Consider the following 15,282-nt stretch of genomic DNA (forward strand, 5'->3'; position numbering starts at 1 on the left):
AAGGCACGGCGTTGCATGCAGAATAAAATAGCGACATTCGCCGTGGAACATGGTCTGTTAGGCATTGAATCTTCAGGAGCAAGGCTGCCCCCATGGATTATTTTGGCCCGCACATCTTCGGCTATCTCATTGCGCTGCTGCATTTTCTCGGGCTGATCGCCGCGATCCACGCGGTGTTCACCGTCAGGACCGCCCAAGGCGCCATTGCCTGGGCCCTGTCGCTGATGTTCATGCCCTACCTGACCCTGATCCCCTACCTGGTGTTCGGCCGCAGCACCTTCGACGCCTACATCAAGGCCCGGCGCCAGGCCAACGTGGAAATGCACAAGGCCATCAATGAGCTGAACTGGCGCCCCTGGGTCGAAGAAGCCCTGACCGCCCGGGCCTCCCAGGCCTATGCCTCGCTGCGGGCCATGCCCAAGCTGGGCCGCATGCCGTGCCTGGCCAACAATCGGCTGCGCCTGCTGGTCAATGGCGATGCCACCTTCGAAGCGATCTTCAACGCCATCCGCCGTTCCCACACGGCGGTGCTGATCCAGTTCTTCATCATCCACGACGACGAGTTGGGCCGGCGCCTGCAACGCCTGCTGCTGGAAAAGGCCGCCGAAGGCGTGTCGATCCACCTGCTCTACGACGGTATCGGCAGCCATTCCCTGCCCGCCAGCTACGTGCAGACCCTGCGCGACGCCGGGGTTCAGGTGCATGCCTTCGCCACCCGCAGTGGCTGGCTCAATCGCTTTCAGGTGAACTTCCGAAATCACCGCAAGATCGTGGTGGTGGACGGCATGCTGGGGTTTGTCGGCGGGCACAACGTCGGCGACGAATACCTGGGCAAGAAGCCGCCCCTGGCCCCCTGGCGCGATACCCACGTGCAGGTCAGCGGCCCGGTGGTGGCCTGCCTGCAGGAGTCCTTTGCCGAAGACTGGTTCTGGGCCGCGCGGCAACTGCCACCGTTGATCCTGCCGGACGCCTACCCCGACGGCGGCGTACTCTGCCAACTGCTGGCCAGCGGCCCGGCGGATGCCTACGAAACCTGCTCGCTGTTCTTCGTCGAGGCGATCCACGCCGCCAGCGAACGGGTGTGGATCACCAGCCCGTACTTCATTCCCGACGAGGCGGTGTTCGCCGCCCTGCGCCTGGCGGTGCTGCGCGGTGTGGACGTGCGCATCCTGCTGCCGGCGCGCCCGGACCATCGCATCGTCTACGCCGCCTCCAGCCTCTATGCCTTCGAGGCGGTGCGCGCCGGGGTTCGGGTCTTCCGTTATCAGCCCGGGTTCCTGCATCAAAAAGTGGTGTTGATCGACAACGAGATCAGCGCCATTGGCAGCGCCAACCTGGACAACCGCTCCTTCCGCCTGAATTTCGAAGTGATGTTGCTCACCGTGGACGACGACTTCGCCACCGAGGTGGAAGACATGCTCAAGGCCGACTTCGCCAAGGCCCGGGAAGTCGCCAAGGAAGAAAGCCGCCAGACCCACCGCCTGCAACAACTGGGCATGCGGGTCGCGCGGCTGATTTCACCGATTCTGTAAGTCGCCGCTCAGGGTCGGCCTAAGGGTGGTAGAGGTCGTCGCGGGTCCAGGGCAACTCATGGCTGCCATCGGCATGAGCCTTGACCGCGAGGATCTGGTGCAGGTTGATCCAGCCCTTGGCGAACGCATAGGCGCACCCCGCCAGGTACAGTCGCCAGATCCGTAGCGCCTGCTCGGGAACCAGCCGGGCGGCGGCCTCCAGGTTGTCCTCCAGGCGTTCGCTCCAGTGGTCCAGGGTGCGGGCGTAATGCAGGCGCAGGCTTTCGACATCGACGATTTCCAGCCCGGCGTCGCTGATCTGCGCAGAGATCATCGCCAGGTGCGGCAGCTCGCCATTGGGGAACACGTAACGCTCGATGAAGTCACCGGCGCCCCGGCCCACGGGACGTCCATCGATGTGCTTGGCGGTGATCCCGTGGTTCATCACCAGGCCGCCCTCGCGCACCGCGTTGAACAGGGTCCGGCAATACTGCGCCAGGTTGGCGTGGCCCACGTGTTCGAACATGCCGACGCTGACCACCTTGTCGAAGCGGCCATCCTGGGGCAGATCGCGATAGTCCAGCAGCTGCAGTTCCACCAGATCGTCCAGGCCCTCGGCACTCACCCGCTCCCGCGCCAGGGCCAGTTGCTCCTTGCTCAGGGTGATGCCGAAGACCCTGGCGCCGAACTCGCGGGCCGCGTAGCGGGCCAGTCCGCCCCAGCCGCAACCCACATCCAGCAGGTAGTCCCCCGGTTGCAGGCGCAGCTTGCGGCACAGATGGCGGAACTTGGCTTGCTGGGCCTGCTCCAGGGACTCGCTGCCAGTCTCGAAATAGGCACACGAATAGGCCATGTCACTGTCGAGCCAGAGCTGATAGAAGGCGTTGGAAAGGTCGTAGTGATAGGAAATGGCGGCCGCGTCCGTGGCCTTGTCGTGCAGGGTGCGCACCGGCTGATTGTCGCCGTCCTCATCCAGCAGGGCCTGGCTCAGCTCGTCGCAGACCCGGATGACTTCGCTGATGGAACCTTCGAGTTCCAGCTTGCCCTCGACAAAGGCGCCCCCCAGCGCATCGAGGCTGGGATGGGTGAATTGCGCGACCAGCTGCGGGTCCTTGACCACGATGGTGACGCTGGGCTCCGGCCCAAGATTGAATTCATGGCCATCCCAAAGCCGCAGGCGCAAGGGCAATTGCAGATTCTGTAAGGCCGGTGGAAGTTGCGCGAGCATGAAAAATCCCCCCTGTTTCAGACGTCTGAAATGAGGGTAGACCATCTTGAAAAAATAGCTGGCTATCGAATTTCCAGCGTTTTTTTCAGGATTCGCGGCGAACCACCAGGCCCTCTTCGACCCACTGTTTCAGCCAGGTAACCGCCTGCAACGGGGCCCCCTCAGAGCAAGTGACGGCCAGCTCGGCGCAGAGTTCCGCGAAATCCCACTGTTGCTCGATCATGCCCCGCAGTGCTGCGGCTTCTTCGGCTGTCAGGCTGCGATACCGGCAGACCCGCTCCGCTCGCCAGACCAGGCACACCTGTTGCTGATCGAGTAAGGCACTGTCGGGGAAATCCCCCTGCTCCTTGACCGCGCGCCACTGGGCCAGGCTGTTGTAGCGACAGTCGAGCCACTGCACACAGGGCGCCAGGCGCAGTTGCAGCAGCGGCCATTGTTCGGCCTCCAGCCCGGCCATGGCGGCCACTGTCAGCACCTGGGCTTCGGCGGCATCGAAGGCCAGGGTGAAGGCCCATTCCAGGCGTGCCAGTTCCGCCAGGGGCGCGCCCTGCTCCGGCACCAGATGGCCCTGGATAAACTCGGCAAAACCCTGCCCCAGCCAGCGCAGGCTGAAATGCCGGGACGGGCATTGGCGAATATAGGCGCCGGTCAGTGCCTGGAATTCAGCGTCCCCCAGCCAGTGCCAGATGGCCGGGAAGTCGCTGCCCATGACCTCCTGCAGCCGGGCCAGGTAGGCGTTGTGATAGATCGCCAGGCCCGTCTCGACATCCAGGGTCGGGCCACCGATCAGGCTCTCTTGCAGAGCCGCGCGAGCCTGGGCCTGTTCACCCAGCAGATAGCTTTCGAAAGCCCGTTGCCAGTCATTCAGGCGCATCGCTGCCTCCCGGCCAAAGCCTGTTGCCCGAGCGCGCGGGCCTTGTGCAGTTCGGTGAGCAGCTCTTGCAAGGGTGGAAAATGATCGTCGCGCTCCAGCAGGGTCGCCACCGGACCCAGGTGTTCAAGGGTGCGTTGATACAGTGCCCAGACCGGATCGCACACCGGATGGTCGTGGGTGTCGATCACGTAATCGCCATGGTCCTGGTGCCCGGCCAGATGCAGTTGCCGCACCCGCTGCGCCGGCAACCCCTGGATGAACTGCCAAGGATCGAAACCGTGATTGCGCGAACTGACATAGACGTTGTTCACGTCCAGCAGCAGCTCGCAGCCGCTGAGCTGGCTCAAGGCCGCGAGAAACTCCCATTCGCTGAATTGATCGGCCGCGGCGCGCACGTAACTGGAGACGTTCTCCAGCACCAGGGGCCGCTCCAGCACGTCCTGTACCTGACGCACCCGACCCGCCACGTACTCCAGGCTTTCCTCGGTGTAGGGCAAGGGCAGCAGATCGTGCAGTTGATGAGCGTTGCCCCGGCTCCAGCACAGGTGATCGGAGACCCAGGCCGGGTCCACCTGTCGGGCCAGTTGCTTGAGTTGCTTGAGGTAGTCCAGGTCCAGGGCGTGGGGGCCGCCAATGGACAGCGACACCCCATGCATCACGATGGGGTAACGCTCGGCAATGGCGTCCAGGTAATACAGAGCCTTGCCGCCCTCGACCATGAAGTTCTCGGACACCACTTCAAACCAGTCGATATCCGGTGCTTCTTCGAGAATCTGCTGGTAGTAGGCGCTGCGCAAACCCAGGCCGTAGCCCAGGCAGGAAGAAAGATCAGACATAGCGAACTCCTCGCAACGTGGCCGCAGTGGTGGTCAGCCCCACTGCGGCAGCACGGATTCGCCGCTTATTCGCCGACTTTGCCGCCGGCTTTTTCGCACGCCGCCTGGGTCATGGCCTTGAACCCCTGGCCCTTGCAGGCGCCCATGCCTTTGCAGGCGTGGTCCTTGGTCTTGCAGTCGTTCTGGCCTTTGCAGGCGTTGACGCCGTAGCAGTGCACCTGGGCATCGGCAGCAGACACTTGAGTCACGACACCGGCAAACATGGTGGCGGCAGCAAAGGCCAGGGCAGCACCGGCAGCGGTTTTCTTCATGTTCATTTTTTATTCCTCAATAGTCGCAAGGGGTCGACGGGCAGCTTGTGCAATCCCGTCATAGCACTAGAGAGAGGAGGCATCCCGGCGTTACAGCCGGGATGAAAAAAAACTGCACAGCCGCGTTTCGCCGGCAAGCCGGCGGCTACAGCTTGAGCAGCGGCTCCTGGAACCGCAGCAGACGACCGGCATTGCCCAACACCAGCAAGGTGCTGAGGTTATGCAGCAGCGCAGCAATCATGGCCCCCGCCGCTCCCAACCAGCCAAAGGCGGCAAAGGCGACGATGGCCAGGGTCCAGCCCAGGCCGATGATCACATTGACCTGCAAGGTGCGCCGGCATTCGCGGCTCAGGCGCACGCAGGTGCCCAGGCGTCGCAGGTCGCTGCCGATCAGCACCACGTCCGCCGAGGCCAGGGCGATGTCGGCGCCACCGGCCCCCATGGCCACGCCCACCACCCCGGCTTTCAGCGCCAGGGAATCGTTGATGCCGTCCCCCACCACCATCGGCCGGAAGCCCTTGTCGATCTCCCCCAGCACGCGCTTGAGTTTGTCTTCCGGCAGGGCCTGGGCCTGGACATCGCTGATCCCCACCTCCAGGGCCAGACTGTCCGCCACGCTCTGCCGGTCGCCGGTAAGCAGCAACTGCCGCCCCAGCCCCAGTTCGCGCAACTCCTCCAGCGCATGCTGAGCCTCGGGCTTGACGCTGTCGGCCAGCAGCAGCCAACCGAGGAACTCGCCATTCAGCGCAAGCCCGGCAATCGGTCCGTCATGCCTCGGCACCGGGCTGGTAGTGATGCCCAACTGGCTGAACAGCTCCGGGCGTCCAAGGGCCGCTTCGCCCTCCCCGGTACGGGCCACCACGCCCAGGCCCTGGCGTTCATGGATGTCGCCGAGCGGCCATTGGTCTTCCTGGGGCACCAACCCGGCCAAGGCCCGGCTGACCGGGTGACTGCTGGCCGAGCCGAGGCTGGCGGCCAGATTGAGCAGGTCCCGCTGGTCTTCCCGAGGGCTGTCGATGGCCTGCAGGCGCAAGGTGCCGAACGTCAGGGTGCCGGTCTTGTCCACCACCAGGGAGGTCAGGTCCGCCAGTTCTTCAAGAAACGCCGAGCTGCGGATCAGGATGCCGTGGCGCGCGGCCACGGCGATCCCGGCAATGGCCGTGGCCGGTGCCGACAGCACCAGGGCACAGGGACAAGCCGCCACCAGCACCGCGAGCATGGCCTGGGCATCGCGGGTGATGAACCAGGTCACCGCCGCCAACAGCAGCACCAGCACCAGGTAACTGCCGGCATAGCGTTCCAGCAAACGGGTGATGGGCGGCTTGGCCCGTTCAGCGCTCTGCATCAGGCCGATGACCTTGCCCAGGGTCGACTCTTCACCCGTGCGGGTCACTTGCAGGCGCAACAAGCCATCCAGGTTGATCGCCCCGCCGAATACCTGCATGCCCACCGTGGCTTCCAGGGGCACCGACTCGCCGGTGATCGGCGCGGTGTCCAGGCTGGCCTGGCCGGACAGCACCACGCCGTCGGCGGGCACTCGGTCGCCGGCGCGCACTTCCACCCGATCACCGGCCTTGAGGCTGGCGTTGTCCACTTCCAGCACACTGCCGTCGGCCTGGACCTTGCGCGCCAGGCTGCGGGTCAGGCGTCCCAGGGCGTCGATGGCTTCCTGGGAGCCGATCACGCTGCGCTCCTCCAGCACGTGGCCGAAGATCATGATGATCGGCAGCAAGGCGGCGGTCAGCAGATCGCCGGTGGCCCAGGCGCCGAGCATGGCCAGGGCGATCAGTTGATCGGTGATGCCGTGCAGGCTGGGATAACGCAGGCTGAACCAGGCCGAGCGCATCACCGGCACCGCCACCAGCAAGGACGCCCCCCCCAGCAGCAACTGGCTCACGCCCTCCTGCTGCGGGGCCTGCCAGCGCCACAGCAGTCCCAGCCCCAACAGCCCCAGGGCCAGCATGGCCAGGGTCAGTTGGCGCGCGGCGCTGCGTTGCTCGGCGGTGGTCAGCATGCTGGCGGGGGCCGCCTGGGTTGAAGCAGTCATTGTTCGGCTCCCTGAATGATCAGGCGGGAATCGTCTTTGGGGTTGACCGTGGTCAGCGAGCCGGCCTGCCCGAGAATCTTCGGCAGGCGCTCGCGGTAGATGCGCAGGAGCATTTCCGGATCGGTGCCATCGCGTTGTGCCTGGGCCAGGCTCTGCACCGTGGCGGTCTGGGCCCGGGCCAGGGCCAGGCGTTCGCTGGCCTGGGCATGGGCCACCTGCAGGCTGTGATCGGCTTGCTGGTTGGCGCTCTGGGTCAGCTTCTCGGCCTCGGTACGGGCATTGGCCACTGCCTTGTCGGCTTGCTGGCTGGCGGTCAGCACCGCATTGAAGGCACTCACCGCCGGTTGTGGCAGGCTCGACTGCACGTCCACCCGCGTCACTTCCAGGCCAATGCCCTGGCCGCTGGCGGTCAGTTGCGCCAGCCGCTGGTTGATGCTTTGCAACAGATCGCCCCGCAGCCGCTCACGGCGTTCGGCGGCCTGATTGTCCGTGCCCATCAACTCCGGACGCGCCACCAGGATGGTGTCCAGATCACGGGCGGCGGCCAGGGCCAGGGCACTGCGGGTCACCAGGCGATCCAGGGCCGGCAGCACATGCTCGCCCTGCAGCACATAGGCGAAAGGGTCACTGACCTTGTAGAAGACCCGCACATCCAGTTGCACCACCCCGGCATCGCCGGTAAGCAGATAGCCCGAACCGGCCAGGGCGTCGTTCAAGGGTGTGGCCAGACTCGCCACCCGGTCCCCTTCCAGGGCAGCGTCGGAACGCAGCAAGCCTTCGACCCGGCGTTCCAGCACCCGGTCGGCGGCGGGCAACAGCACCACCTGTTCGAAGGGCTGCGGCCAGGCCAGGAGCAAACCAGCGTTCTGCACCCGCTGCAGCGCGCCAAAGTGCAACACCAGGGCCCGGTTCTGCGGATCGATCTGCCGCACATTGGATATCGCCCAGGCCACCGCCGCCAGCACCGTGACCACGTACAACGCGATAAACGCCAGACGACCGGCCTGGATCCAAGGGCTGCTCAGTTCATTTGTTCCACGTGGAACCTTGTTCATGGCTGCGATCCGGAGGCTTTGTTCGGCAGGCTCGGCGGGCCGTCCACCAGTACCCGGAACGGCGCGGCATCGGTGCGCAGGATCAGCTTGGTGCCCGGCGTCACCACGGTGCCCAGGGTGTCCAGGGAGCGCAGCAGGTTGTACAGCTGGGGCGAGCTGGCGTAGGCGCGACCATAGATCTGCGCCGCTTCCACCCGCGACTGGGCTTCGATATCCGCGGCTTTCACCCTCGCATCGGCCTGGACAATCCGTGCATCGCGCTCGGCGGCGGAACGGATCTGCGCCGCCTCGCGCTTGCCAATGGCGGTGCGCTCGGTGGCGATGGTTTCCCGCTCGGCGCGCATGCGATCCACCGTGGCAGTGAGGGTCACCGACGGCAGGGTCAGGCGCTCGATGCCCACCTGCACCACCTGCACGCCATATGTCGCCAGCAGTTGCTGATCGATCTGCTTGCGTAATTGCGCTTCAAAGTCAGCGATCCGCACCTGGCCGGCATCAGTGTTCACCAGATTGGCCAGATCGAAACTGCTGGCGGTGGTTTCCAGCGCGGAGCCGACGAAGGTGCGGATCTGCCGCGCCGCTTCATCGGGCTGGTTCTGCACGGCACGCATGAAGCGCTGCACGTTGTCCGGGTCGCCCTTTACCCGCCACGCCACATAGGCCTGGACGATGATGCGCAAACCGTCGCGGGTCCCCACATCCTGCAAACCGCTGGAGGTGGTGCGCAGACGCAGATCCACCGGAATCGCCGCTTCGAACGGCGCCGGCCAGCGCCAGCTCAGGCCCGGTTCCAGCAGCACCCGCGCCGGGTTGCCGAAACGGGTGATCACCGTGGCCTCGCCGGAGCGCACCTGCACCAGGCTCGCGGCGGCGACGGCGAACAGCACCAGCAGCAGCGCCCAGCTCATGCGCCGCCAAGGGAAGGGCCCGGCCTCGGCCGGCGCGCCGTGATGATGGTGGTGATGACCATGATGGTGATGATGGCCGTGCCCATGGTCATGAGCGGCGTGATCGTGGGAGTGGGCAGACTGGCTCAATGGACGGCTCCTGGCTGAGCGGCTTTGCCCCGCGCCACAGGGTCGGCGGGCGGGGTGAATGTACGCAGATCGAGGGTCGGCGCGCTGGCGCCCCCCAGACGATGATCGAGAATCAGCAATTTGGCCTGGCTCAGGCCCAGGCTCAGCTGGCTCAGGTATTGCTCCAGCACGAAGGCCTGCCCGGCGCTGGCGTAGGCCTGCTGCTCGGCGGCAAAGCGCAGGTCGGCGGCCTGGGCCGTGGCCTGCACTTCACGGGCATCGGCCCGGGCCTGGTCATTCGCCACACTGGCCTGCAATTGCGCCTGATTGGTTTGCTCGGCGGCCGCACCCCGCTCCCGGGAGATCAGCGCCTGGGCAGCAATCTGCGCCGCTTGCACGCCGTGATAGGCATTGGCGGCACCGGCGGGTGGATGGATGGCCTCCACCACGGTGGCGAGGATTTCCACGCCGCTGTCCAGCTGGCTCAGGTCGGCCTGCACGGCCTTGCCGATGTCGTCCGCCAGCCCGGTGCGGTCCTCGCCCAACAGGCCGTCGAGGGTGCGCGAAGCGAAGTCGTGCACCAGCACCCGGCTGGCGGTGCTGCGGATCAAGGTCGGCACATCGCTGCTGTTATAGGTCGCGGCCAGCGCCGCCCTGTCGTCCAGGCCGATGCGGTAGACAAAGCGCACGTCCATGTTGACGATCTGAAAGCTCTGCTGCTGGCCGCTGCCACTGGCGATGACCTGGGATTTGTCATTCACGTGGCTGGCGTCCCACAGGCGGTTGGCAATTGCTGGCGCCGGGCCTTCAGCCGGGGCCAGCTGGACCGGCTGCGGGCTGTCGCCGACGCTGGTGGCCAACTCATGGACCACGCCGTTTTCCACCCTGATGACCCGGCCCAGCGGCCAGGGCAGCCCCACATGCAGGCCTGGGCCGAAGACTTGCACCGGCTTGCCAAAACGCTCATAAATGCCGCGATCTTGCAGCGAAAGCTCATGAACGCCGGTCAACAGCCAAGCGATTGCCAGCACCACCGCCAGCACCGGCAACAGTGCCCGGCGCATGTAGGTAAACGCCCAGATCTGCCGCAGATCGATGCCGAACCGGTTGTGCAACTCATGCTGCAGACTGAGCAGCGGTTGCGGCGGCCAGCGCAGCATGTCGGCGATCACGCTGTGGGCCAGCAAGCGCGGTTCAAGCTGTTCACGTTGCGGACTGAACAGCGACAACAGCGCCCGCAGCAGCAACTCCCCCGCCACCAGCGCCGGCAGCAGCCCGGTCAGCACCGCCAGGCGCACCGGCCACAGCGCCGTGTCGCTGCTGAACAACAGGCACAGGGCACTGACCAGCAGGCACAGGATCGACACCCGCAACAGTTGCGCCAGGGCGCCGGCCTCCGGCCACTCCAGGGCCGGTTCCTGGGCCAGTTGGCGCTCCAGCACCAGCAGGGCAAAGGCCAGCAGCAGTGCCAGCACCGCGGCGACACTGGCACTCAGGCCCAGGGCGGTGGCGGGCAAGCTCAGGTTGAACACCTGCGACAGGCTATACAGGATCAGCAGCGACCAGCCGGCGAGCCACAAGGTCGGGGCGCCGATCTGCCGCAACAGGCGCCGCCAGCGCAGCGCCAGGGTCGCCGAGAAGCCGGTACGCGGCGGCTCCTCGGGCATCTGCGGCGCCGCCGGCGCAGGGTTGATCGCCTGCTCCCGCCAGCGACTGAGCCAACAGGCCGACTGCAAACCCGCCACCGCCACCAGCAAGGCGCAGGACAGGTTCACCAGCAGCGCCGGCCAGATCGTCTGCGCGGCGAACAGGTCGACGAACACCGCCGACACCAACCCCAGCACCGCCAGCCCGAGCAGGCCCGTGCCCCAACGCTGCAAGCGCCCGGCGTGAACCGCCGCCCGCTGAAACCGTGGCAAGGCGGCCACTTCGGCGCCCTGTGTCTGAAGATCGACTTGCATACCACCCCGCCGCTCTGGCCCGGCCCTGTGGATAAGTCCCGGGCCGAAAAAAGTTGAAACAATTCGTTACTGTATAACCCATCGGGTGAAATTTTTGTCGCACGCCATGCCTTTTCATCTATGGCGTGCGTCGAAGACACAACTGGCAGCCATTTGCCTGTGCAGAAACTTCTGATGTCAGCCCCCTGGCATTTGTGGCAATAATCCAGCCCTGCTCACCGCGTGCGACAAGGAACCGTCCCATCATGCTCTCGATTTACCAGCTCAAACCGCGCTTTCAGAACCTGCTGCGGCCGTTGGTGCAGCGCCTGTACGACAACGGCACCACCGCCAACCAGATCACTGTCCTGGCCGCCGTGATCTCACTCCTGGTCGGCACCGTCATCGCCCTGTTCACCAGCCACGCCTGGCTCTTCGCCCTGATTCCGCTGTGGATGATCCTGCGCATGGCGCTCAACGCCATCGACGGCATGCTGGCCCGGGAGTTCGGCCAGCAGTCGCGCCTGGGCGCCTACCTCAACGAACTGTGCGACGTGGTCGCCGACAGCGCGCTGATCCTGCCCTTCGCCCTGCTCCCGGGTGTCAGCCTGCTACTGGTGCTGGCCGTGACCCTGCTGGCGCTGTTCAGCGAATACGCCGGGGTGCTCGGGCCGATGGTCGGCGCGTCACGGCGCTACGACGGCCCCATGGGCAAGAGCGACCGCGCCTTCATTCTTGGCGTGCTGGCCACCGGCATCGCCCTGGGCTGGCTCGGCGCCCTGTGGATCAACGGAGTGCTGGCACTGGTTGCCGCTTTGCTGGTCTACACCCTGATCAATCGGGTCCGCCAGGGCCTCAAAGAAGTTCAGCACAACGCTCCCTCTGCATAAGGAAATGGCAATGCGCGACGCTCAACACCAGACGTTCCGGACCCATGACGGCGTCGAACTGTTTTACCGCCACTGGCCGGCCACTGAAGTGGCCCCCGGCGAACCGCGGCAGGCGGTGATGCTGTTCCATCGCGGGCACGAACACTCCGGGCGCATTGCCCACTTGGTGGACGAGTTGAACCTGCCGCAGTTCGACTTCTTCGCCTGGGACGCCCGCGGCCACGGCCAATCCCCGGGTGCCCGCGGCGACAGCCCGAGCTTCGCCACCAGCGTGCGCGACGTGCAGACCTTCTGTGACCACCTGGGCAGCGCCCACGGCATCGATGAAGAACACATCGCCGTGGTGGCCCAGAGCGTCGGCGCGGTAATCGCTTCCACCTGGGTACACGACTACGCGCCGCGCATCCGCTCCCTGGTGCTGGCCTCGCCGGCGTTCAAGGTCAAGCTCTACGTGCCCTTCGCCCGTCCCGGCCTGGCGCTGATGCGGCGTTTTCGCGGCAACTTCTTCGTCAACAGCTACGTCAAGGCGCGCTTCCTGAGCCACGACCCGGAACGGGTGCGCAGCTACGATGCCGACCCGCTGATCACCAAGGCGATCTCGGTCAACGTGCTGCTGGGCCTGTATGAAGCGGCCGACCGGGTGGTAGCCGACGCCCAGGCGATCCAGGTGCCGACCCAAGTGCTGATCTCCGGCTCGGACTTCGTGGTGCACCGCAAGCCCCAGGAGCAGTTCTTCGAACGCCTGGGCAGCCTGCACAAGGAAAAGCACATCCTCCCCGGCTTCTTCCACGACACCCTGGGGGAAAAGAACCGCGCCCCGGCCATGGCCAGCATCCGCCGCTTCATCCTGCAGAACTTCGCGCGCCCGCTGAACCGCCCTGCCCTGCTGGACGCCGACCGCCTGGGCGTCACCTGCGCCGAGTCCGAGGCCCTAGCCGCGCCGCTGCCGCACAACTCCCTGCGCGACCTGTACTGGCGCGCCACCCGCGCCAGCATGCGCCTGGGCAGCCAGCTGTCGGCGGGGGTCAAGCTGGGCTTCGACACCGGCTTCGACTCCGGCAGCACCCTGGACTACGTCTACCGCAACCAACCCACCGGGCATTCCGCCCTGGGCCGGCTGATCGACCAGAACTACCTGAACTCCATCGGCTGGCGCGGCATTCGCCAGCGCAAGCTGCACGTGGAGGAGCTGCTGCGCCTGGCCATGGAAAAGCTCCGTGAGCAGGACAGCGAAGTGCGCATCGTCGACATTGCCGCCGGCCACGGCCGCTACATCCTCGAGGCCCTGCAAGGGGTCAGCCCGCTGCCGGAATCGATCCTGCTGCGCGACTACAGCGACATCAACGTGCGCGACGGCAGCGCATTGATCCAGGAAAAGGGCCTGGGCGAGATCGCGCGCTTCGTCAAAGGCAACGCCTTCGATCGCGAGGACCTGGCGGCCCTCGATCCCAAGCCGACCCTGGCGGTGGTCTCCGGGCTCTATGAACTGTTCGCCGACAACCAGATGGTCGGCGGCTCCCTGGCCGGTCTGGCCAGCGCCGTGGAACCCGGCGGCTACCTGGTGTACACCGGCCAGCCGTGGCACCCGCAGCTGGAACTGATCGCCCGCGCCCTGACCAGCCACCGCGAGGGCCAGGCCTGGGTCATGCGCCGCCGTACCCAGGCGGAAATGGACCAGTTGGTGGAGGCCGCGGGCTTTCGCAAGATCACCATGCGCGTGGATGAATGGGGGATCTTCAGCGTGTCCCTGGCGCAACGGGTGCAATGATGAGCACGGGCGCCTTGCCGGCGCGGGAGCCGGGCCTGCTGAAACCGGCGGTGCTCTGGCTGCTGCTCTTGGCACCGCTGTTCTTCAGCACCTACGGCTTCGCCACCTGGGTCACGGCCCAGCGCGACGACGTCGGCAGCCTGGTCTTCGACTGGGAGCGGCACATGCCGTTCTGGGCCTGGACCATCGTGCCCTACTGGTCCATCGACCTGCTCTACGGCTTCTCCCTGCTGCTGCCGCGCAGCCGGGTGGAGCTCAAGCGCCACGCCCTGCGCCTGCTCACCGCGCAACTGATCGCGGTCAGTTGCTTCCTGCTCTGGCCGCTGCGCTTCACCTTCCCCCGGCCGGAGCTGGACGGAGTGTTCGGCTGGCTGTTCGAGGTGCTGGCCGGCTTCGACAAGCCCTTCAACCAGGCGCCGTCGCTGCACATCGCCCTGCTGGTGGTGCTGTGGGTCTGCTACGCCCGGCATAGCCAGGGCTTCTGGCGCTGGCTGGTGCATGGCTGGTTCGGCTTGATCGGGGTGTCGGTGCTCACCACTTATCAACACCACTTTGTCGATGTGCCCACCGGCGCCCTGGCCGGCTGGCTGTGCGTCTGGCTGTGGCCGCTGGATCGCCCCAGCCCGCTGTTCAGCGCACAACCGGCCCGCGACCCGCGGCGGCGCCAGCTGGCCTGGCGCTACGGCCTGGGTGCGGCGCTATTGGCGGTGGCCGCCTTCACCTGGGGCGGCACCGGGCTGTGGTTGATCTGGCCCGCCGTGGCGCTGTTGCTGGTGGCCCTGAACTACGCCCTGCTCGGCGCCGCAGGGTTCCAGAAGCGCCAGGACGGCAGGCTGAGTCCGGCCGCCCGCTGGCTGCTGGCGCCCTACCTGGCAGCGGCCTGGATCAACTCGCGGCTGTGGACAAAAAACCATCCACAACCGGATCAGGTTGTGGATAACCTCTGGCTCGGCCGCCTGCCGACTCCGGCGGAGCTCAAGGACAGCCCCTTTGTCGCGGTGCTCGACCTGTGCGCCGAGCTGTCCCTGGACAGTCGCGGCTTGCAGGCCTACCAGAGCCTGCCGGTACTGGACCTGTGCGCCCTCAGCCCCGAGCAATGCCTGGCTGCGGCGCAAGCTGTTGAACGCCTGCGTCAGCAAGGCCCGCTGCTGGTGTGCTGCGCCCTGGGTTATTCGCGCAGCGCCACGGCGATTGCCGCCTGGCTGCTGCACAGTGGCCGCGCCGCCACGGTGGACGCGGCCGTGGTGCAGATCCAGCGGGCACGCCCGCAGATCGTCCTGCAAGCAGCCCAGCGGCAGGCGCTGGAAACCCTGATCAGTACCAAGAGACCGGCTCATGTCCAGTGAGATGCAGCTCTACAGCGTCGCCAGCCTGCTGCGCCGGGGCCGGGCCCTGGATCAGTTATCCACAGGCCTGACCCTACTCGGTGCGCTGTATGGCCTGGGCCAGTACCTGCTGGCCAGCGTCACGCTGGGTGGGCTGATCCTCAGCCTGGCCCTGGTGCTGCTGGGGCTGGTGGAAAAGTACCTGGCGCTGCGCGTGGCCTTCGACGCCGACCTGTTTCAACGCGTGGCCGATAGCCCCGCGTCCCTCGAACACAGCACCCAGGCCCTGGATCAGGCCCTGGATCAGGCCCTGGGCGCCCTCGGCCTGCAGCCTGTGGAAAAAGGCGGCCGGCCCTGGGACCAACGCAGCCGCGGAGCCCTGGGCCTGCTGCGCCGCCAGGCGTTGCTGCTGGCGGCACAAGTGCTGGTGCTGTTGAGCTTGATCCTGGCCAGCCCCTGGCTGACCTTCGCCGGATAAGGA

Annotated in this window: 13 protein-coding genes; 5 read left to right on the forward strand and 8 right to left on the reverse strand. The window is 66.2% G+C overall.

The window, feature by feature from the left end:
• The first annotated feature begins 92 nt into the window (after window positions 1-92).
• Entirely contained in the window at window positions 93-1,532 is a 1,440-nt protein-coding gene (gene cls / locus PST29_RS30385) for a cardiolipin synthase (protein ID WP_060841822.1), read from the forward strand.
• A gap of 19 nt (window positions 1,533-1,551) precedes the next feature.
• On the opposite strand, the gene cfaB is transcribed toward cls, so the two are convergent.
• The 8 genes from cfaB to hflK (PST29_RS30425) all read right to left on the reverse strand — a co-directional run bounded on the left by cfaB (window position 1,552) and on the right by hflK (PST29_RS30425) (window position 10,839).
• Window positions 1,552-2,739: a C17 cyclopropane fatty acid synthase CfaB gene (cfaB, locus tag PST29_RS30390; RefSeq protein ID WP_060841823.1), complete on the reverse strand. Its 1,188-nt coding sequence runs from the start codon at window positions 2,737-2,739 to the stop codon at window positions 1,552-1,554.
• Window positions 2,740-2,824: 85 nt separating this feature from the next.
• Complete coding sequence (locus PST29_RS30395) at window positions 2,825-3,613, reverse strand: HvfC/BufC N-terminal domain-containing protein (RefSeq protein WP_060845036.1); 789 nt, start codon at window positions 3,611-3,613, stop codon at window positions 2,825-2,827.
• Window positions 3,604-4,449, reverse strand: a complete 846-nt coding sequence (gene bufB / locus PST29_RS30400; RefSeq protein ID WP_060845037.1) for an MNIO family bufferin maturase — start codon at window positions 4,447-4,449, stop codon at window positions 3,604-3,606. The genes PST29_RS30395 and bufB overlap by 10 nt, the downstream gene beginning before the upstream one ends.
• Window positions 4,450-4,514: 65 nt before the next feature.
• Window positions 4,515-4,766: a BufA2 family periplasmic bufferin-type metallophore gene (gene bufA2, locus PST29_RS30405; protein ID WP_016966257.1), complete on the reverse strand. Its 252-nt coding sequence runs from the start codon at window positions 4,764-4,766 to the stop codon at window positions 4,515-4,517.
• A 139-nt stretch (window positions 4,767-4,905) separates the two neighbouring features.
• Entirely contained in the window at window positions 4,906-6,807 is a 1,902-nt protein-coding gene (locus PST29_RS30410) for a cation-translocating P-type ATPase (protein ID WP_060845038.1), read from the reverse strand.
• The gene (gene hflK, locus PST29_RS30415) at window positions 6,804-7,862 is read right to left on the reverse strand and encodes a protease modulator HflK (RefSeq protein ID WP_060845039.1); all 1,059 of its coding nucleotides are present in this window, start codon (window positions 7,860-7,862) and stop codon (window positions 6,804-6,806) included. Before hflK (PST29_RS30415) ends, PST29_RS30410 begins: the two co-directional genes overlap by 4 nt.
• A complete protein-coding gene (gene hflC, locus PST29_RS30420) occupies window positions 7,859-8,899 on the reverse strand; it encodes a protease modulator HflC (protein WP_060841828.1) in 1,041 nt (346 codons plus the stop codon). The genes hflK (PST29_RS30415) and hflC overlap by 4 nt, the downstream gene beginning before the upstream one ends.
• A complete protein-coding gene (hflK, locus tag PST29_RS30425) occupies window positions 8,896-10,839 on the reverse strand; it encodes a protease modulator HflK (protein WP_060845040.1) in 1,944 nt (647 codons plus the stop codon). Before hflK (PST29_RS30425) ends, hflC begins: the two co-directional genes overlap by 4 nt.
• A 245-nt stretch (window positions 10,840-11,084) precedes the next feature.
• Here hflK (PST29_RS30425) and PST29_RS30430 point away from each other — a divergent pair, with 245 nt between their 5' ends.
• The 4 genes from PST29_RS30430 to PST29_RS30445 are packed head-to-tail and all read left to right on the forward strand — an operon-like array spanning window position 11,085 to window position 15,279.
• Entirely contained in the window at window positions 11,085-11,708 is a 624-nt protein-coding gene (locus PST29_RS30430; RefSeq protein ID WP_060845041.1) for a CDP-alcohol phosphatidyltransferase family protein, read from the forward strand.
• A 10-nt stretch (window positions 11,709-11,718) separates the two neighbouring features.
• A complete protein-coding gene (locus tag PST29_RS30435) occupies window positions 11,719-13,476 on the forward strand; it encodes a bifunctional alpha/beta hydrolase/class I SAM-dependent methyltransferase (protein ID WP_060841830.1) in 1,758 nt (585 codons plus the stop codon).
• Window positions 13,476-14,822, forward strand: a complete 1,347-nt coding sequence (locus tag PST29_RS30440) for a phosphatase PAP2/dual specificity phosphatase family protein (protein ID WP_060845194.1) — start codon at window positions 13,476-13,478, stop codon at window positions 14,820-14,822. The genes PST29_RS30435 and PST29_RS30440 overlap by 1 nt, the downstream gene beginning before the upstream one ends.
• Entirely contained in the window at window positions 14,812-15,279 is a 468-nt protein-coding gene (locus PST29_RS30445) for a hypothetical protein (protein WP_060845042.1), read from the forward strand. The genes PST29_RS30440 and PST29_RS30445 overlap by 11 nt, the downstream gene beginning before the upstream one ends.
• The last annotated feature ends 3 nt before the right edge of the window (window positions 15,280-15,282 follow it).

It is taken from the genome of Pseudomonas sp. St29 (assembly GCF_001547915.1).
Lineage (GTDB): Bacteria > Pseudomonadota > Gammaproteobacteria > Pseudomonadales > Pseudomonadaceae > Aquipseudomonas.

Excerpts from the sequence above, each read along its gene's own strand:
- hflK (WP_060845039.1), bottom strand. The coding sequence starts at position 7,862 with ATGAACAAGGTTCCACGTGGAACAAATGAACTGAGCAGCCCTTGGATC.
- bufA2 (WP_016966257.1), bottom strand. The coding sequence starts at position 4,766 with ATGAACATGAAGAAAACCGCTGCCGGTGCTGCCCTGGCCTTTGCTGCC.
- PST29_RS30435 (WP_060841830.1), top strand. The coding sequence starts at position 11,719 with ATGCGCGACGCTCAACACCAGACGTTCCGGACCCATGACGGCGTCGAA.
- hflK (WP_060845040.1), bottom strand. The coding sequence starts at position 10,839 with ATGCAAGTCGATCTTCAGACACAGGGCGCCGAAGTGGCCGCCTTGCCA.
- cfaB (WP_060841823.1), bottom strand. The coding sequence starts at position 2,739 with ATGCTCGCGCAACTTCCACCGGCCTTACAGAATCTGCAATTGCCCTTG.
- PST29_RS30410 (WP_060845038.1), bottom strand. The coding sequence starts at position 6,807 with ATGACTGCTTCAACCCAGGCGGCCCCCGCCAGCATGCTGACCACCGCC.
- PST29_RS30430 (WP_060845041.1), top strand. The coding sequence starts at position 11,085 with ATGCTCTCGATTTACCAGCTCAAACCGCGCTTTCAGAACCTGCTGCGG.
- PST29_RS30445 (WP_060845042.1), top strand. The coding sequence starts at position 14,812 with ATGTCCAGTGAGATGCAGCTCTACAGCGTCGCCAGCCTGCTGCGCCGG.
- bufB (WP_060845037.1), bottom strand. The coding sequence starts at position 4,449 with ATGTCTGATCTTTCTTCCTGCCTGGGCTACGGCCTGGGTTTGCGCAGC.
- cls (WP_060841822.1), top strand. The coding sequence starts at position 93 with ATGGATTATTTTGGCCCGCACATCTTCGGCTATCTCATTGCGCTGCTG.
- PST29_RS30395 (WP_060845036.1), bottom strand. The coding sequence starts at position 3,613 with ATGCGCCTGAATGACTGGCAACGGGCTTTCGAAAGCTATCTGCTGGGT.
- PST29_RS30440 (WP_060845194.1), top strand. The coding sequence starts at position 13,476 with ATGAGCACGGGCGCCTTGCCGGCGCGGGAGCCGGGCCTGCTGAAACCG.